This window comes from Novosphingobium sp. Sphag1I (assembly GCF_056279125.1).
The window spans coordinates 91,935-109,577 of the sequence record NZ_JBWBQS010000008.1 but is presented as its reverse complement, the minus strand read 5'-3'; the positions used below and the strand labels follow the sequence as shown (position 1 = coordinate 109,577).

Annotated in this window: 12 protein-coding genes; 3 read left to right on the top strand and 9 right to left on the bottom strand. The window is 63.6% G+C overall.

The genetic code is table 11. From position 1 onward, the window contains the following. Position 1: 1 nt before the first annotated feature. Entirely contained in the window at positions 2-1,768 is a 1,767-nt protein-coding gene (locus ACZ9HU_RS11060; protein WP_476104928.1) for a chemotaxis protein, read from the top strand. Here ACZ9HU_RS11060 and ACZ9HU_RS11055 read toward each other — a convergent pair. The 3 genes from ACZ9HU_RS11055 to ACZ9HU_RS11045 are packed head-to-tail and all read right to left on the bottom strand — an operon-like array spanning position 1,765 to position 7,505. Next, the gene (locus tag ACZ9HU_RS11055; protein ID WP_476104927.1) at positions 1,765-3,162 is read right to left on the bottom strand and encodes an efflux transporter outer membrane subunit; all 1,398 of its coding nucleotides are present in this window, start codon (positions 3,160-3,162) and stop codon (positions 1,765-1,767) included. The genes ACZ9HU_RS11060 and ACZ9HU_RS11055 overlap by 4 nt on opposite strands. Further along, the gene (locus tag ACZ9HU_RS11050) at positions 3,155-4,321 is read right to left on the bottom strand and encodes an efflux RND transporter periplasmic adaptor subunit (RefSeq protein ID WP_476104926.1); all 1,167 of its coding nucleotides are present in this window, start codon (positions 4,319-4,321) and stop codon (positions 3,155-3,157) included. The genes ACZ9HU_RS11055 and ACZ9HU_RS11050 overlap by 8 nt, the downstream gene beginning before the upstream one ends. After that, positions 4,314-7,505 carry an efflux RND transporter permease subunit gene (locus ACZ9HU_RS11045; protein WP_476104925.1) on the bottom strand — a complete coding sequence of 1,064 codons (3,192 nt, stop codon included), beginning with the start codon at positions 7,503-7,505 and terminating at the stop codon, positions 4,314-4,316. Before ACZ9HU_RS11045 ends, ACZ9HU_RS11050 begins: the two co-directional genes overlap by 8 nt. Positions 7,506-7,855: 350 nt before the next feature. On the opposite strand from ACZ9HU_RS11045, the gene ACZ9HU_RS11040 reads away from it, so the two are divergent. Beyond that, positions 7,856-8,017 (top strand): hypothetical protein, encoded by a 162-nt coding sequence (locus ACZ9HU_RS11040; protein ID WP_476104924.1) that lies wholly within the window; start codon positions 7,856-7,858, stop codon positions 8,015-8,017. Between the two features lie 50 nt (positions 8,018-8,067). Here ACZ9HU_RS11040 and ACZ9HU_RS11035 read toward each other — a convergent pair whose 3' ends face one another. From ACZ9HU_RS11035 to ACZ9HU_RS11025, 3 genes are all read right to left on the bottom strand, one after another. Next, positions 8,068-9,417 carry a sensor histidine kinase gene (locus ACZ9HU_RS11035; protein WP_476104923.1) on the bottom strand — a complete coding sequence of 450 codons (1,350 nt, stop codon included), beginning with the start codon at positions 9,415-9,417 and terminating at the stop codon, positions 8,068-8,070. 23 nt (positions 9,418-9,440) lie between these two features. Next, complete coding sequence (locus ACZ9HU_RS11030) at positions 9,441-10,133, bottom strand: response regulator transcription factor (protein ID WP_476104922.1); 693 nt, start codon at positions 10,131-10,133, stop codon at positions 9,441-9,443. Between the two features lie 68 nt (positions 10,134-10,201). Then, a complete protein-coding gene (locus ACZ9HU_RS11025) occupies positions 10,202-11,197 on the bottom strand; it encodes a YeiH family protein (RefSeq protein WP_476104921.1) in 996 nt (331 codons plus the stop codon). Between the two features lie 75 nt (positions 11,198-11,272). Between ACZ9HU_RS11025 and ACZ9HU_RS11020 the strand changes: the two genes are divergently transcribed. Continuing rightward, positions 11,273-12,151, top strand: a complete 879-nt coding sequence (locus tag ACZ9HU_RS11020) for a LysR substrate-binding domain-containing protein (RefSeq protein ID WP_476104920.1) — start codon at positions 11,273-11,275, stop codon at positions 12,149-12,151. Here the strand turns inward: ACZ9HU_RS11020 and ACZ9HU_RS11015 are convergent. Genes ACZ9HU_RS11015 through ACZ9HU_RS11005 form a run of 3 tightly spaced genes read right to left on the bottom strand, consistent with a single transcriptional unit; the run spans position 12,134 to position 17,578 of the window. After that, positions 12,134-15,301 (bottom strand): error-prone DNA polymerase, encoded by a 3,168-nt coding sequence (locus ACZ9HU_RS11015; protein WP_476104919.1) that lies wholly within the window; start codon positions 15,299-15,301, stop codon positions 12,134-12,136. The two genes, ACZ9HU_RS11020 and ACZ9HU_RS11015, sit on opposite strands and share 18 nt — an antisense overlap. After that, on the bottom strand, positions 15,298-16,770 hold the full coding sequence (locus ACZ9HU_RS11010; protein WP_476105125.1) for a Y-family DNA polymerase: 1,473 nt from the start codon (positions 16,768-16,770) through the stop codon (positions 15,298-15,300). Before ACZ9HU_RS11010 ends, ACZ9HU_RS11015 begins: the two co-directional genes overlap by 4 nt. A 13-nt stretch (positions 16,771-16,783) precedes the next feature. After that, the gene (locus tag ACZ9HU_RS11005; RefSeq protein WP_476104918.1) at positions 16,784-17,578 is read right to left on the bottom strand and encodes an ImuA family protein; all 795 of its coding nucleotides are present in this window, start codon (positions 17,576-17,578) and stop codon (positions 16,784-16,786) included. Positions 17,579-17,643: the final 65 nt, after the last annotated feature.

Below are 17,643 nucleotides of genomic sequence, written 5' to 3'. Positions count from 1 at the left end.
GATGAAACATACCAGCTTCCCCGTTTTCGACGCCACCAGCCCCGGCATCGGCCAGACCGCCGATGCACAGGCGGGTATGGCCGATATCGTCATCAGCCTCGATTCCCGCTTTATTCCGGCGGGCGAAACGCTGGCGCGGCTGGTCGAGGCGATGGGGGCTGTGCTTTCCGGTCTTGACGTGATGGGCCGCGTTCTGGGCGACGGATCGGGTGAGGACAGCGAGGCGGCAGAGGCTTTGCTCTCGGCAGCACGCCAGTTGCGCGAGGCGCCCGAACGCCAGAGCGAAAGGTCGCGTCAGGTCACCGCTCTGGCGTCTGTGATGCAGAAATTGGGCACATTGTCGGCGGAAATCGCGCGCATTTTGACGGTGCTGGAATTCTATACGGTCAATTTGAAGATCGCGGCGGCGGGCGCCGATGAATTTGTCGAATTCGCCAATGACATGGCCATCAAGCTGAAATCAGGCAGCCGCGAGGTCGAAGCCTTCAACAATCAGATCAAGGTGATGCAATCCAGCCTTGCCGATATGCGCCGGGTGGATGATGTTCTGGCCCGCGAATGCGCACGCGTGATCCCCCAAGTGCCCAATCGTCTTGTGGACGAGGTGCAGCAATTACGGTCGCGTCAAGCCTGGTTGTCAGAAATGGCGGGCAACACCCGCGCCATCATCATGCGGCTGCAAAGCCGGGTGGGCACGGCGCTGGCCGCGATGCAGGTGGGCGATATTACGCGGCAAAGGCTCGAACACGTGCTGGATGGCTGCCGCGCGCTGGAAAGCCTGCTGGCCGATCCGGCGGCGGTCGATCCGGACGGGACGCGGGGCCATATGCTGCGCCTTTATGGCGATCAATTGGGTGATCTGACCCGCGACTTTATCGACCAGACCGGCGATCTGCTCGATGCTTTGGGCGCGCTGGGGCCGGATTGCGCGCAATTGCTGGGCAATGGCCGCCGTGACGACACGATGCACCAAAGCAATGACTTTCTGCATGATCTGAGCAATTGCATCGCCGACGCCCATGGCATGACCGGCCAGTTGCAGCGCGCCAATGAAAAGGCCACCGAAATTGCCGAAGTCGTGGTGCAGGTTGTCCACGCCCTGCGCCAACGGGTACAGGCGATCGAAAGCCTGCGCTTTGACGTCGATTACATGGCGATCAACGTGAACATTCGCGCCCGCCGCGATGCCCAGATCGGGCGCCCGGTGGCGGTGATCGCCGATGAAATCCGTATCTGTTCCCAGCAACTGGCCGAATTGATCCTTGGCATCGGACATGTGGCCGACGATCTGGGGGTGCAAAGTCAGGCGTTCGAAAATGGCCATAGCATGACCGGCCAACCGGGCGTCGACACGATGCTGGGCAATGCGTTGCAGATCATCCGGCAAGGCGCGAGCGAGAGCGAGCAGGCCATGGCCGATGTTGACAAACGCGCCCAGGGCATTGCCAGCATGATTGATGCGGCGTCCGATGAACTGTCCATTTGCGGCACGTTGTCGGAAAGCCTGCGCGCGATGACCGACAGTTTTGCCGTTCTGGCCGGACGCGATGAGGTCGATGTCGCGGCGCAAAAGCCCCATCCGGTCGAAGGGTTGATGGGAGATATGGCCCGCAAATATACGATGAGCAGCGAACGGCGCGTGCATGATCGCCATCTGTTGCCCGGCATGGCGCCACTGATGGGCATCTCTGTGGTCCATGCCGGGCTGGGCGCCACCAATCCGCCGCCGGATGATGATGACGCCCTGTTCGATGACGCGTTGTTCTAAGCTGCTGGCCCTCCCAGCGCCCGGACGAGGGCGATGCTGACCTGCACGCGCTGCGTTGCGACTTGCGCGGCGCGGCGGCGGGCGGCCAGTTCGGCGGTTTCAGCCGTCACCACGTCCAGCAAGGTGTTGGCGCCCTTGATGTAGAGTTCATAGGACAGTTTGGAGGCTTGCCCTGCGGCGGCGGCGGCCCGGTTTTGCGCGGCGCCTTCCTGTTGCAATTGGTCCATGGATGTCAGGCTGTCCTCAACCTCGCGCATGGCCTGCAACACGCTGCCGCGATAATTGGCGCTGGCCGCGTCCCAATCGGCTCTTGCGGCTTCGATGCGCGCCTTGATCCGCCCCCCGTCAAAGATCGGCAGGCTGAATTGCGGCCCCACGGCCCAGAACGCATTGGGCGCGGAAATCAGGCTGGACACCGCCATGCTCTGAAACCCGCCATTGCCGCCCAGCGAGATTTGCGGAAACCGTGCGGCGCGGGCAACGCCGATGGCGCGATTGGCGGCATACATGCGCCTTTCAGCCGCCGCGATGTCCGGCCTGCGCTGCAACAGCGTGGCGGGCAGGGCGGCGGGCGTCGACAACACGCCAAGCGTTCCATCAAGCGGCGCAAATTGGGCTTCACCCGCCGGAATACCCGCCAATGTGGCTACGGCATGGGCCAGAATGGCGCGCTGGGCGCGGACCTGCGCCAGTTGTGCCTGCGCATCGGCCAATTGCGCATCGGCGCGGCCCACGTCGATGCCATTGGCAATGCCGCCGTCATAGCGGTGATGCGTCACATCATCGGCGCGTTGATAGGCCGCCACCGCATCGGACAGGATCGCGATTTCCAGATCCGCCCCGCGCATGGCCGCCCATGTGCTGGCCAGATCGGCCTGTAGCGCAAGGCGCAGCGCAGCCGCGTCATCGGCGCTGGCCAGAGCATTGGCTTTCGCCGCACGGACGGAATCGCGCACCCGGCCCCACATGTCCAGTTCATAGCTGACCGTGGCGCCGACCGTATCGGAACCATAATAATCGGGCTGTGTTCCGCCGCGCAAAGGGCGGTCATCCGATTGCCGGTTGCGTGTCAACGTGCCTGATGATTCCACATCGGGCATCTGCGCCGCCTTGCTCTGGCGCAGCGCGGCCATGGCAAGCCGGTGCTTGGCAAGGATCGCGGCAAGGCTGGGATTGTCCTTGTCCAGCCGTTCCTCCAACGCATCGAGCGCCGGATCGTTAAGCCCATGCCACCATGCCTTGTCCACCTGCGGCGCGGCGGGCTGGGCCTCGCCCCATACTTTGTCGGCATCGGCGAACGTGGCGGGCAGGGGCGCCTGGGGCGGGCGATAGGCGGGTGCCTGACTACAGGCCGCCGCCAGAAGGGGTAAAAACCCGATCCAGCGCTTAGCCATTCGCGCCCCCTGCAACATGGACCTTTTGACCGTCCAGCAGCGAGTCCGGCGGGCTGTCGATGACCTTCTCGCCCGGTTTCAGGCCGGATGAGATGTCGACCGAATTGCCCTGATCCTGCGCGATGGTGACGTTGGCGAAATGGACCTTGCCCGATGCATCCACGGTGGCCACCTTGGTCCCGCCGCCGCGCAGGATCAGCGCGCTGGCCGGAAGGTTCAGCCGTCCGGCGGGCACCGGCACATCAAAGTGCACTTGCGCAAAGCCGCCGGGGCGCAGCGCGTCGTCGGCATTGTCCATCACCAATTGCACCTGAAGCGAGCCGGTCTGCGGATTGATCGCGCCCGATTGATCGACCAGCCGGGCCGTGAAATTGCGCCCCGGCCATGCAGGCGCGGTCAAACGCGCCGTCAGGCCCGAACGCATCAGCGGGGCATATTGCTGGGGTACGCTGACATAGACGCGCAGGCGGTGGCCGTCGGCCATGGCGAACATCGGGTTGGGATTGGTCGATCCCGGCCCGACCAGATCGCCAATGTCGGCGTTACGTAAAGTAACCGTCCCGGCAAAGGGCGCGCGGATCGTGGCATAGGCCTTCATCGCCAGAAGCCGGCCCAGATTGGCCTGCGCCTCGTTCACGGCGGCGACGTGGGTGGCGGCATTGGCGTTTTTTTCATCGGTCTCCTGCTGGGAAACCGAATGGCTTTTGAGCAGGTCGGTCCAGCGCGCCGCCGTGGTGCGGGCCAACGTCGCCTCGGCCTTGACGCGGACAAGGGTGGCGCGGGCCTGAATGATCTGCTGGTCCAATTCGGGCGTGTCGATGGCGCCAAGGGGCGCGCCTGCGGCAACCTTTGCGCCAATATCGGCGTACCATGCGCGGACATATCCGGGGACGCGGGCGAACAGGCGGGCCGATGTCCATGCCTCGATCGTGCCAGGTTGAACCAGTTCGTCGCTGGCGCCGGTGGGCTTGGGCGTGATCAGGCGCACGGTGGGGGTGCTCTGGTCATCGGCCCATGCGCGCGCTTCGTTGTTTTCATGTGCGCGCGACCAGGTGCCGGCGAGCACCACGGCGATGGCTATTGCCCCTGCCGCGATGCCCGCCGACCGCAGGCCCCGAGGGGGGGGAGGGGTGGCCTGCGTAAAGGAAGTATCAGTCATTTTCGGAAAGCTCCTTCTGATCGCCGCGATGGATCAGGCTGAACACCACAGGCACGAAAACCAGCGTGGCCATGGTGGCAAAGATAAGTCCGCCGATAACGGCACGGCCCAGCGGGGCGTTCTGTTCACCGCCTTCGCCCATGCCCAGCGCCATCGGACCCATGCCGATGATCATGGCCAAAGCCGTCATCAGAACCGGGCGGAAACGGGTGGACCCGGCCTCCAACGCGGCCTGAAGCGCATTGCCGCAGGCCGCCAGCCTTTCGCGGGCGAAACTGACCACAAGCACAGAGTTGGCGGTCGCCACGCCCATGCACAGGATGGCCCCAGTCAGTGCGGGCACCGAAAGCGTGGTGCCCGTGGCGAACAATATCCATGCGATCCCCGCCAATGCCGCAGGCAGAGCCGAGACGATGGCGGCCGGATCGGCCCAGCTTTGGAAATTCACCACGATCAGCAGGTAGATCAGCACGATGGCCCCCGCCAAACCGGCAATCAGGCCGACAAAGGCGGTGTTCATCGTTTCCACCTGACCGCGCAAGGCAACCTGTGCGCCCTTGGGCAGGTCGCCCTTGGTGGCGTCGAGGATCTTCTGGATGTCGGCCGAAACCGCGCCCAGATCGCGCCCTTGCGTCGCGGCATAGATGTCAAAGGCGGGGCGCACCGCATAATGGGTGATCACCGCCGGGCTGGGGCCGCGCTTTAACGTGCCCAGAGCGGACAGCGTCTGGAACGCGCCGGTGCTGCCGCTGATGGGGGTATTTTGCAGGGCGGCGATGCTGTCGGTGTGCCACAGCGGGGCCTGGACCACGATTGGGTAGGACACGCCATTTTTGGGGTTGAGCCAGAAGGTGGGCGCCACCTGACTGGACCCCGACAGGCCGACGGATAGCGAGCGTGTCACGTCATTTTCGGTAATGCCCAGACGGTCCGCCTGTGCGCGGTCGATGTTGACGCCGATCTGGGGATAGTTGGACGCCTGTTGCAGGCGAACGTCCACCACGCCGCCAATGCGCGCCATTTTTGCCGCGACCATATGGGCATAGGCTTCATTGGCGGTGGCATCGGGGCCGGTGACCATCACGTCGATCGGGGCGGGCGCGCCAAAGTTCAGGATCTGGCTGACGATATCCACCGGCAGGAACGAGAAGACCGCGCCCGGAAACGCCTTGGGAAGATCGGCGCGCAGTTGGCGGACATAATCGTCGGTTGCGCCATGGTCTTCCTTCAGCGAGATCAGGATGTCGCCGTCCTGTGGGCCGATGCCGCCGGTGTTCGAATAGGCGCGGTTGATGCCCGATACCGGCGGGCCGATGTTGTCGGTCATGCTGGCGATTTCGCCCTTGGGCAATTGCGAGCGGACGCGGTCTTCGATCCGGTCGAACATGGCGGCGGTTTCTTCGATACGCGTGCCAACCGGCGCGCGGACGTGAATGCCGATCTGGCCCGTATCCACCGCCGGAAAGAAGTTGCGGCCAAGGAAGGGCACCAGCACCAGCGAAAGCGCGACGATGACCGCAAAGCCGACGATCACCTGTTTACGCCGGTTGAGCGCAAGGCTGAGTGCGCCGACATACCAGCTGCGGATCTTTTCAAAGCGCACCTCGAAACCATGCTGGAACCGGCGCAGCGGGTTGTGCGTGCCGGGATGGCCGACGGCGGCGTCATGCTCGCGCATTTGTTCGCCGATATGTTCGGGGGCATGGGCGCGCAGCAGATAGTTGCCCATGGTGGGAACCAAAGTACGGCTGAGGATGAACGAGGCGATCATTGCAAAGACGACCGACTTGGCCATCGGCGCAAAGAGGAAGCCGGCCACACCGGGCAGGAAGAACATCGGCACAAAGGCGATGCAGATGCACAGCAGGCTGACGAGAGCAGGCTGAACAATCTGTTGCGCGCCATCGAGGATGGCCTCCTGCACGCCTTTGCCCTGTTCAAGGTGCCAGTTGATGTTTTCGATGGTGACGGTCGCGTCATCCACCAGAATGCCGACCGCCAGCGACAGGCCGCCCAGCGTCATGATGTTGAGCGTTTCGCCCGTCATCGCCAAACCCATCACCGCGGCCAGAACCGCCAGCGGGATCGAGGTTGCGATGATCACCGTCGAGCGCCACGAACCAAGGAAGAGCAGAATCATCAGGCTGGTCAGCACGGCGGCAATCACGCCTTCGCGGATCACGCCCGAAACCGCGCCTTTGACAAAGACCGACTGGTCGGAAAGGAACGAAATATGCAGGTCCGAGGGCAGGGTAAGCTGTAATTGCGGCACGATCTTTTTGACGCCATCGACAATCGCCACGGTCGAGGCGGACCCTGCCTTGAGGATGGTCATCAGCACTGCGCGGGTGCCATTGACGCGCACGATATTCTGTTGCGGGGGCGATCCGTCGTGAACGTGGGCCACATCGCCAATCGTGATCGTCGTGCCGCCCACCGTGCGGATGGGCAGCTTGTTGAGATCATCGATCGCGCTGGGGCTGTTGTTCAGATGGACGGTATATTCAAACGTGCCGATGCGCGCGGTGCCCGGGGGCACGATCTGGTTTTGCGCGGCAAGGGCGGTGCCGACATCGGTGGCCGACAGGTGGTGGGCCTGAAGGGCGGCGGGATCGATGTCGATCTGGATCTGACGTTCGCGCCCGCCATAGGGGGTGGGGACGGCGGCGCCTTCGACCTGGGCCAGGCCGGGGCGGATGGCGTTGATGCCAAAGTCGAACGTCTTTTGTTCGCCCAGCGTCGGCGATGACAGCGCCAATTGCAGGATCGGCACGGTCGAGGCGTTATAATTCATCACCAGCGGCGGCGTCATGCCCGGCGGCATCTGTTTCAGCACGGTTTGCGAAATCGCGGTCACCTGCGCAGTGGCGGTGCGGATGTCGACGCCGGGGTGAAAGAAGATTTTGACCACGCCCATGCCGGCATAGGACTGGCTTTCGACGTGATCGATGTCGTTGACGGTGGTCGATAGCTGGCGTTCGTAATAGTAAACGACGCGCCCGGCCATGTCTTCGGGGGGCAGGCCCTTATAGGACCACACCGCCGCGATGACGGGCATTTTGATGTCCGGGAAAATGTCGGTGGGGGAACGAAGCCAGGCGATGGAACCGCCAAGCACGATGAGGATGGCCATCACCACAAAGGTATATGGCTTGCCTAGTGCGATTTTGACGAGTTGAAGCATGAAGACCCGATCTTGGCGACGCGATGGGGGGGGATGCGCCGGTTGCAGGTCTGCGTTTCGTACCCTTGGGGCGGGGTTTCAAATGAATTGGATTTTAGTTTGCTGCATTGCGGCAATCGGGGGCAATCTGACATGCGGTTTTTGCAATTGCGATGGATTGGATTGTCGCTTGCGCAAGGATGGTCACCGGGCGTATGGGCGCCAATGCCCGACGGAATTGGTCCTTTTTTAATGGTAAAGGGTGTCGCCGGGACAGGTTCAAGCGTTGATGCCCTGCATTGTGCAGATTTCCATCTGGACCGGCGTTTTGAGGCAATTTGCCTCGCCATAGAAAGAGTCAGCTATTCGCCATGGAATGGGTTCCCGTATTTTTGATCACCCTCAAGGTCGTTGTTTTTGGGACGGGAATGTTCTTCTCGATCAAATGGCATTACGATCAGGACAAGAAAAAGAAGCAGGAAGCCGCCATGGCGCAGGAGCGCGCAGAAGCGGGTGCCGAGGTTCAGGACTGACTGAATTCTGAGCGAGGCGTTTCTTTTACGGCATGCCTCGCTTCGCGGCTTTACGCGGCGTCGTTGCGCCATTCCGCGGCGCGTATGCGCACAACCAATCCCGGTCCGGCATCGCCCAGTTCCAATCCGAACCCGTGCAGATGCACAATCGCCGCAACCAGATTGAGGCCAAGCCCCGATCCCGGCGTTTGCCTGCTGGCCGCGCCGCGATAGAAACGGCGCAGCACCGCGTCGCGTTCCGACCGCGCAATGCCCGGCCCATTATCGGCCAGTTCGATGATAAGTTCCTGCGCCCGCCGGATCAGGTTCAGGCGGATACGCCCACCTTGCGGCGCGAACTTGATCGCATTGTCCAGCAGGTTGCCCACCGCCTCGACCAGCAGCGCTTCATCGCCCATGATCTGATGGCCGTAACTGCCGCTGATGGCGATTTCGATCCCGCGCTCCTCGGCCAGCGGTTCATAGAGTTCGGCCGCCGTGGTCATCAGCATCATCGGGTCAAGCGGGCCGAAACCGGCGCGGCGATTGGCCGCTTCCAATTCGGCAATGCGCAACAGGGCGTCGAAACGGCCCAGCACCGCGTCAATATCCTCTACCGCCTGATCCACGCCTTCGGGGCGCGGGTCCATCATGGCCAAACGCATGCGAAGCCGCGCCAACGGGCTGCGCAGATCATGGGCAATGGCATCGGTCGCACCTTTGACCTGTTCCATCAGGCGCTCAATCTCCTCGACCATGCCGTTCATCGTGTCGGCGACCAGATCGAGTTCATCGCCGCGCGGCGAAACCAGAATGCGGTGTGAAAACTCGCCCGCCGAAATGCGTTTGGCATCGGTGCGCAATTGGGCAATCCGGCGGATCGGGCCAAGGCTGAGCGCGATGGCGGCGATGGAGGCGGACAGGATCACGATGGCCCCCGCCGTCAGCGATAGGTCCAGAATGCGGGTGCGAAATTCAACCGCCGGGGTAATGTCGCGCGCCACGATCAGACTTTGCCCATCGGGCAGGCGCGTGGTCATGGACAACAGTGGTCCGGGGGCCAGCGTCCCGGCGGGCCACTCCTTCATCGCCTCGGTCGGGGGTGGGCCATTCCATTTCAGGTTGCCTGCGATTTCATGCCCTTGCGCATCGATCAGGGCAAAATAGTTGAGACCCGAAATGCTGGTGGCAATGGCGGCCTTTACCTCATCGGCGCGCAGGTTGGTGGGGGCATGGCCCAACCTTGCGGTTTCCGATGCGATGATGCGGTCGGACCGGTTGATCAACTCGCCCTTGGTCAGAAAATAGGTCAAGCCCAACAGCGCGACCACCGCCAGCAAGAACACTGCGCCCAGCATCAGCATCAGCCTGAACGCCGATGTCCGGCGCAATTCGCCCCATGGCAGATCGGGGCGCGGCATACGAGGGGGCTTGATGGGCAAGTTCAGTCTGCCACCAGCCGATAGCCTTCGCCCTTCACCGTTTCGATGATGGCGTTTTGGCTCTTGCCAGATTGGTTGGGCCGTTCCAGCTTGCGGCGCAATTTTCCGATATGGACATTGATCAGATTGTCCGCCGGATCAAAGAAATAGCCCCAGACCTGTTCAAAGATCATCTGGCGGCTCAAAATCTGGCCGGGATGGCGAGCAAGGAATTCAAGCAGACGAAATTCCTTTTGCAGCAAGGCGACCGGTTCGCCGCCCAACCAGACCTTGCGCTTGATGAGATCCATTTCCAGTTGGCCGACCACAAGGCGCCCTTCGGCGGGATAATCCCGTCCGCGCCGCAACAGCACCTCGACGCGCATGGCGACTTCATCGGGGGAAAATGGCTTGACCATATAATCATCGCCGCCCGCCCGCAGGCCCGCAATGCGCTGATCCACATCGCCCAGCGAGGAAATCATCAGCACCGGCGTCATCACCTGTTCGGCGCGCAACCGCGCCACCAGCGCCAGCCCGTCCATATCGGGCAGCATCCGGTCCAGCGTAATCGCATCAAAGCGGGTCGTGCGGGTGTGGGCAAGCGCCTCGCGCCCGGTTGTGGCTTGCAGGACATGATGACCTTGCGCGCGCAGGCAATCGGTGATCACCTGTGCCACTTCGGCATCATCTTCCACCACCATTATCTGGTTCATCGTCTTTCACTAAGGCCTTGGCGCGGGGCGGGGCAAGTGAAATGAAATTCATGCCGCCAGTTTGACGATCATGCCAGTTTGACGATCAAGATCGCCACGCCAAACAGCACGCCAAGGCACAGGATCGCGCTGGCGCTGACCCGCAGGCCAGAACGTGCGACAAGGGCCAGATCGACGCTGAGCCCCAGTCCCGCCATGGCCAGAACCGTGAGCAGCAGGCTGGCCCGATGGGCCGCATCCGACAGGGCGAGGGGGATGATGCCCACCGAATGCGCCACTGCCAGAGCCAGAAAGATCAGGATGAAGGCCGGAAAGAACCGCCCCCGCGCCGCGCCGTTTCCGCGATGGGCCAGCGACAGGACCGTCACCACCGGCCCCAGCATCAGCACCCGCACCAGTTTCACCAGCGCGCCCACCTGTACCGCAACGGCCCCCATCGGATGGGCCGCGGCCAGTACCTGCGGCACGGCATAGACGGTCAGCCCCGCCAGCATCCCGCCCCGCACCGCGTCCAGATGCAAGGCCCCCGCCAGAACCGGAACCAGCAGCACGACCACAATGCCCAGCACCGCCGTAAATCCGATCGAGGCAGCCACATCATCGCCATCGGCCTCAATCGCGGGGGCCACGGCGGCGATGGCCGAATTGCCGCAGATCGCATTGCCGCAGGCCACCAACAGCGCCATCTGCCCGCTCAGCCCCAGCCAGCGGCCAAGGGCATAGCCCAGCGCAATGGTCATCGCGATCAATCCGACAATCGCCCCCACCAGCGTCCATCCCATGCCCGCCAATGCGCCAAGGCTGATCGTGGCGCCCATCATCGCGACGGCCCATTCCATCACCGGCTTGGCGGCAAAAGCGATGCCGGTGGCGCATGTTTGCGGCGCGGGCTGGATTGTGCGACACAGTGCGCCAAGGATGATGGCCACCACCAAGGCATCCAGCCACACCCGGCCCAGCAGCGCCTGTTGCACCCATTCCACCCCAAAGGCGGCAAGGGCAATGGCGCCAACCAGCGTCAGGCCGGGCAGCAGGTGGGCAGGGATGTTGGGACGGTTCAGCATGGGATGCTTTTGCGCGTTTGCTATTCAATGATCCAATCAATTGAATATGTATATTTGATAGGCTATTTCTATGGAATGACCCTTGAACAGCTCCGCATCTTTGTTGAAGTCGCGCAAAGCCTGAACATGACCCGCGCGGCGCAGGCGCTGAACCTGACCCAGCCTTCGGTCAGCGCGGCGATTGCGGTGCTGGAGGGGCGGCACGGGTTGCGCCTGTTCGACAGGGTGGGGCGGTCCATCGAATTGTCCGAAGCGGGGAGAGCGTTCCTGCCCGAGGCACGCGGCGTTCTGGCGCGGGCGAGAGAGGCGGCGCAGGCGCTGGACGATCTGGCCGGATTGCGGCGCGGCCATCTGCGCATCGCGGCCAGCCAGACGGTGGCGACCTATTGGCTGCCCGCACGCATGGCCCGTTTTGCGCAGCGCCATCCGGGGATCACACTGGCCCTGACGCTGGGCAATACGCAGGAGGGGGCGCAGGCGGTATTGGCGGGCGATGCCGATCTGGCCTTTGTTGAGGGCGAGGCGCAGGGCGATCTGTTGCGCGTTACGGCGGTGGGAGAAGATCGCCTTGGCCTCTATGCGCGGCCCGGCCATCCTCTGGCGGGGCGGGCGCTGGACCGGGATGCTTTGCGCGGCGCGGTCTGGGTGTTGCGAGAGGAGGGTTCGGGCACGCGGGCGCATCTGGGCATGGCCCTGGCGCAGGCGGGGCTGGATTGGGAGGATCTGGACGTGCGGCTGGAATTGCCCGCCAATGGCGCAGTGCTGGAGGCGCTGGATGGCGGCGATCTGATCACGGCGGTGTCGGAATTTGCGGCTGCTTCGCGCGTGGCGGCGGGGCGGATCGTGCGTCTCGACTGGCCCTTTGCCGCCCGCCAGTTCTCGATGTTGACCCACCGCGCCCGGCGTTTGAGCGCGGCGAGCGAGGCCTTTATCACATCAATGGAAATCGCGTGATTTGGGCATGATGCGGACATTGCGCGGATGGGTGCGGGTGGGGGCGGGCCCATCTGTCTGCGTATCGGTCAAGGTGCCCAGCATAGCGGTGCGGTCGATGACACGGTCGATCATGACATGGACGACATTCTCCTTGCTGCGCTGAACCACGCCTTCGAGCAACATCAGGCGCGCGCCCATCACCGCGGCGCGCTGTTTTTCCATGTCACGTGCCCACAGCAAGCCATTAGCGACGCCGGTTTCATCCTCGATGGTGATAAAGACTGCATTGCCCTTGCCCGGACGTTGCCGGGTCAGCACCACGCCGGCCACGCGGATCTTGCTGCCATCCTTTACGTTTTGCAGGACAGAACAGGGCTTTACCCCCTCCTGCGTCAAAGCCTCTCGCAAAAAGCGCATCGGGTGGCCTTTGAGCGAATAGCGCAAGGTCTGGTAATCGGCGATGACTTCCTCGGCCGTGGGCATGGCGGGCAAGGGCGCATCGGTTTCGCGCCCCAATTCAGGCGCATCGGCATGGGCGAAAAGCGGCAATTGCGCGGGCGGTTTGCGGCGCACTTCCCACAGAGCCTCACGCCGGGAATGGCCCAGCGATCCCAGCGCATCGGCATCGGCCAGTTTGCGCAAGGCCGCAGGAGGCAAAGCCGCGCGATGGGCCAGATCCTCGACCGAGGCATAGGGCGCGCGGTTGCGTTCACGCGCCATCGCATCGCCCCATTCGCGCCGAAATCCGTCCAGCCGGGAAAATCCCAGCCGCAAAACCTGTCCCCCCTCCTCCAGCGTGCAATCCCATGCGCTGTGGCTCACATCGACACGGCGCACCACCACGCCATGTTCCTGCGCGTCACGGATCAGTTGCGCGGGGGCGTAAAACCCCATCGGCTGGCTGTTGAGCAGCGCGCAGGTGAAGGCCGCCGGATGCCGACATTTCAGCCATGAGGACACATAGGCCAGCCACGCAAAGGCCTGCGCATGGCTTTCGGGGAAACCATATTCGCCAAAGCCTTTGACCTGTTCAAAGCATCTTTCGGCAAAGTCGGGATCATAGCCATTGTCGATCATGCCGGCGATGAACTTGCGTCTGTGGTTTTCCTCGATCTGGCCATTGCGGCGGAACGCGGCCATATCGCGGCGCAGACGGTCGGCGTCGACCACACTATAGCCGGCACCGACCATCGCCAGTTTCATCGCCTGTTCCTGAAACAGCGGCACGCCCAGTGTGCGTTTGAGCAAATCGCGCAGGGCGGGGCTGGGATAGACCACCTTCTCCTCGCCATTGCGGCGGCGCAGATAGGGGTGAACCATCCCCCCTTGAATCGGGCCGGGGCGGACAATGGCCACCTGAATTACCAGATCATAGAGTTTGCCGGGCCGCATCCGGGGCAGCATCGCCATCTGGGCGCGGCTTTCCACCTGAAACGTGCCGATACTGTCGCCCCTTTGCAGCATGCGATAGGTGGCCGGATCCTCCAGCGGGACATTGCTGAGCCGATAATCGCCCAGCCGGTGCTGGCGAAGCAGGTCGAAGCTCTTGCGGATACAGGTCAACATGCCCAGCGCCAGCACATCGACCTTCATCAGGCCCAATTCGTCAATATCGTCCTTGTCCCATTCGATGAACGTCCGGTCGGGCATGGCGGCATTGTGGATCGGCACCATTTCATCCAACCGCCCATGGGTCAGCACAAAACCGCCCACATGCTGTGACAAATGGCGCGGAAAACACAGCAATTGATCGACCAGATTTTTCATGCGCGCAATCACCGGATTGGCCGGATCAAAGCCCGCCTGTGTCACCCGCGCATCGGGCACATCGCCGCCCCAACTGCCCCATATGGTCGAGGACAGGCGCGCGGTCACATCCTCGCTCATGCCTAATGCCTTGCCCACTTCGCGGATCGTGCTGCGCGGGCGGTAATGGATGACGGTGGCGGCAATCCCGGCGCGGTCACGGCCATAGCGGGCATAGATATATTGCATGACCTCTTCGCGCCGTTCATGTTCGAAATCGACGTCAATGTCGGGCGGTTCGTTGCGCGCCTCGGACAGGAAACGGGAAAAGAGCAGCTTTTCACGCACCGGATCAATCGGCGTGATGCCCAGAAAATAGCACACCAGCGAATTGGCCGCGCTGCCGCGCCCCTGACACAGGATGGGGGGATCAAGGCTGCGCGCGTGACGCACGATGTCATGCACGGTCAGGAAATAGGGCGCATATTTGCAAGAGCGGATGAGGCGGAATTCCTCGTTCAGCACGGCCCAATAGTCCGGCGTCAGACCATCGGGGAAATAGGCGCGGCTGCCCTCCAGCACGAGATGTTCCAGCCACCTTTGCGCATCCCACCCATCGGGCACGGGTTCATGGGGATATTCATAGTGCAATTCGTCCAGCGTAAAGGTGATGCGGTTCAGCACATCGATGCTGGCCGCGATGGCTTCGGGACAGGCCCGGAACAGGCGGGCCATTTCGGCGGGGCTTTTCAAATAGCGCTCTGCATTGATGGCAAGGCGGCGCCCGGCGGTGTGGATCGTTGCGCCCTCGCGGATACAGGTGAGGATGTCGTGCAGCGGGCGCGCATCGGGCGTATCGTAAAGCGCATCATTGCTGGCCAGAATTGGCGCGCCGGTGGCCGCCGACAGGGCCTGAACCTGCGCCAGACGCCGCGCATCGGCCCCGCTGCGCAACATATGCGCGGCGATCCAGACCGCATCGGGCCGCGCCTCGCGCAATTGTTCGACCACCGCGCGGTCCTGTCCCGTCGCGATCAGCAGCAGATCATCGGCATGATCGAGCAGATCAGGCAGGCGCAGGATGCAATCGCCCTTTTCCGCCCGCCGATTGCCCAGCGTCAGCAAGCGCGTCAGCCGCCCCCAGCCATGCCGCGTGGTCGGATAGGCGACAATATCGGGCGTATCATCGGCAAAAACCAGCCGCGCACCCACCACCAGTTTCAGCCCGCTTTCCTCGCGGCCCAACTCCTTCCACGCCTTATGCGCGCGCACCACGCCCGCCACGCTGTTGCGGTCGGCAATGCCCATGCCGACCATGCCCAATCTGACCGCCCGCACCACCATGTCGGCGGGGTGCGATGCCCCGCGCAGAAAGCTGTAATTACTGGCCGCGATCATTTCGGCAAATGCGGGGGCATTCATGCGAAAAGCCCGTGCATATACCATTTCGGATCGGGCTTTTCCTCATACAACCCGTGGCGAAAGATCCAGTAACGCCGCCCGCGCACATCCTCGACCCGGTAATAATCGCGGGTCAATCCGCCCATGCCGGGGGTCTCGCCTTCCTTGCGCCGCCACCATGGCGCGGCGATGCGTTCGGGGCCTTCATACAGGCGGATCTCATACATTTTACGTTGCCAGCGGAAACGGTGCGGGGGACCATCGGGCACTTCGGCAATGACCTCGACCGGCTGGGGCGGATCGAACAGGAACAGGGGGCGCAGGGGCGGCTCTCCGGGCGGCGGGGCGGGCCATCGGCGGGGAGTGGGCAGATTCATCGCGGGGAGGGCCAGTTGCGCCTGTTCGGGCATATGGCTGTCCTGCGGCACCAGACGGCGCAGCGCCTGCGGCCCCAAGCGCGTGCTTAACCGGTCGATCAATTCGGCCAGCGCGGCATCCTGTTGTTCCGCGCCGTCCAACTCGGGCTGACTGGCGGCCAAAGGCTGGGCCACAGGGATGAACAGCGTGATCCGGTCATAGCCAAAGCCGGGATCAAGCGGATCGGCCAGCGCCGCGATCCGTTCATCAAACAGCCGCAGCACCAGCGCCGGATCACGCGTGGGCTGGCCGGTTTCGATCATCAACCGATGCCGCGCCCCATCGCTGCGAAACAGGGTGAGGGCAAAGCGTCGCCCGCCCAGATCGCGTTCCCCCATCGCGGCGGCGGCCTGATGCAACAGGTCAAGGAAACAGGCCGCTACGGTCGATTGCAAGGCAATGGGTTCGGGAAAACGCCGTTCAAAACGCAGCGGGCGCGGGCGGGTGATCGGCGCGATCGGCGCCTGTTCCTCACCCAGCAGGCGGCGCAGGGCGGTGACCGCATCGGCCCCGAAACGCGCGGCAATGCTGGCCATCGACCGCCCCGCCACATCGCCGACCGATTTCAGCCCCGCCCGGGTCAGCGCCAGCGTGGCTTCCCCGTCCAACCCCAGCGCGACAATGGGCAGGGCGCGGATCGCGGCGTCCTCATCCCTGACCGGCCCATCTCTCACCGGCCCATCCCTGACCGGGCATGCGCCATAATGCGCCAATGCCTGCGCCGCCTCGGGCGTGGGGGCGGCGGCGATGCGGATGTCCATGCCGATCTGGGTCATCGCGTCTTCGATTTGCGCGGCCAATCCGGCCTCTCCGCCGAACAGATGATCGACGCCCGTGCTTTCCAGCACCAGCCCATCGGGGGGCGCCACCATCACATGGGGCGACCATACATCGCACCGCCGCGCCAGACGCATCAGCCAGTGGGCATCGGCATCCTCGTCCATATCGGCCACGATCAGTTCGGGCAGCACCGCCCGCGCATCGGCCAGCGTCATGCCCACGCTCATGCCCCGATCCCGCGCCGCGCGATTGACCGCGCCCAGCCTGATGCCCCCGCGCACCTTGGCCACCATGGCCAAAGGCGCATCAGGCGGCGTGCTGTCGCCCTGTTCTATCCGGAACCTGTCGGTGGACAGGCGCGGAAACCACAGCGCCAGATAGCGCTTCACGGAATTGGCATTGCTCACGGTCCCACTCCAGCCGCCATTCAAGGCCCGACGGCCCCGAACGTTGGCGCAACAAAGTCACATCAAAGGTGGCGCGCCCCGGCGCCAGACCCGGCCCGGCTTGTGCCAGCCCCTGCGAAGGGGCGGCGCAAATCTGCCACCGGGTGCGGGCGGCGCTGGGCGCGGGGGCGGCGTCCACGCGCAGCACGAAAAGCGGCACGCCCGATTGTTCGGCCGCCAGCGCAAAGCGGCGCGTGGCGGTCAGATCGAGTTCGCGCATCGCCCCCCAGCATTCCATCACCACCGCGCCCAGCGCCCCGCAGCGCAGCCCATCAACCGCCGCCCGCATCAACCCGACGGTGTCACCCACAACCCCCATCAGCCCGCCATCATGCGCCCCGCTTAAATCCGCCCAACCGGCCCCCTGAAACACGCCCACCGCCCCGACACAGCGCCGTGAACGCAACCACAGCATCGGGCGCGGCGTACCATTTGCACCATCGCTTATCCCGCCCCCACTCATCCCAGTTGCCGCGGCCAGAGTGAAACCGGCGGCGGCGGCGGCATCGCCCACCTCTCCGGCATAGATTTCATGCATCGATCCATAGGCCAGACCGCCGCCCAGCGCGGCATCCATGGCGTCGACACCACAACTCCACCGGCGGATCGGCGGCGCATCGCTGTAAAGCGGGGAAGGGGCGTTTATGATTCTCATATGTTCTTATTATGTTCCATTTGACGCAGTAATCAAGCCCGACCTTTCACCATCCCAAACCCCGG

Coding starts and splice junctions, on each gene's coding strand:
- ACZ9HU_RS11035 (WP_476104923.1), bottom strand. CDS start 9,417: ATGCCGCGCCCCGATCTGCCATGGGGCGAATTGCGCCGGACATCGGCG.
- ACZ9HU_RS11025 (WP_476104921.1), bottom strand. CDS start 11,197: ATGCTGAACCGTCCCAACATCCCTGCCCACCTGCTGCCCGGCCTGACG.
- ACZ9HU_RS11020 (WP_476104920.1), top strand. CDS start 11,273: ATGACCCTTGAACAGCTCCGCATCTTTGTTGAAGTCGCGCAAAGCCTG.
- ACZ9HU_RS11040 (WP_476104924.1), top strand. CDS start 7,856: ATGGAATGGGTTCCCGTATTTTTGATCACCCTCAAGGTCGTTGTTTTT.
- ACZ9HU_RS11030 (WP_476104922.1), bottom strand. CDS start 10,133: ATGAACCAGATAATGGTGGTGGAAGATGATGCCGAAGTGGCACAGGTG.
- ACZ9HU_RS11015 (WP_476104919.1), bottom strand. CDS start 15,301: ATGAATGCCCCCGCATTTGCCGAAATGATCGCGGCCAGTAATTACAGC.
- ACZ9HU_RS11005 (WP_476104918.1), bottom strand. CDS start 17,578: ATGAGAATCATAAACGCCCCTTCCCCGCTTTACAGCGATGCGCCGCCG.
- ACZ9HU_RS11050 (WP_476104926.1), bottom strand. CDS start 4,321: ATGACTGATACTTCCTTTACGCAGGCCACCCCTCCCCCCCCTCGGGGC.
- ACZ9HU_RS11060 (WP_476104928.1), top strand. CDS start 2: ATGAAACATACCAGCTTCCCCGTTTTCGACGCCACCAGCCCCGGCATC.
- ACZ9HU_RS11055 (WP_476104927.1), bottom strand. CDS start 3,162: ATGGCTAAGCGCTGGATCGGGTTTTTACCCCTTCTGGCGGCGGCCTGT.
- ACZ9HU_RS11010 (WP_476105125.1), bottom strand. CDS start 16,770: ATGGTGGCCAAGGTGCGCGGGGGCATCAGGCTGGGCGCGGTCAATCGC.
- ACZ9HU_RS11045 (WP_476104925.1), bottom strand. CDS start 7,505: ATGCTTCAACTCGTCAAAATCGCACTAGGCAAGCCATATACCTTTGTG.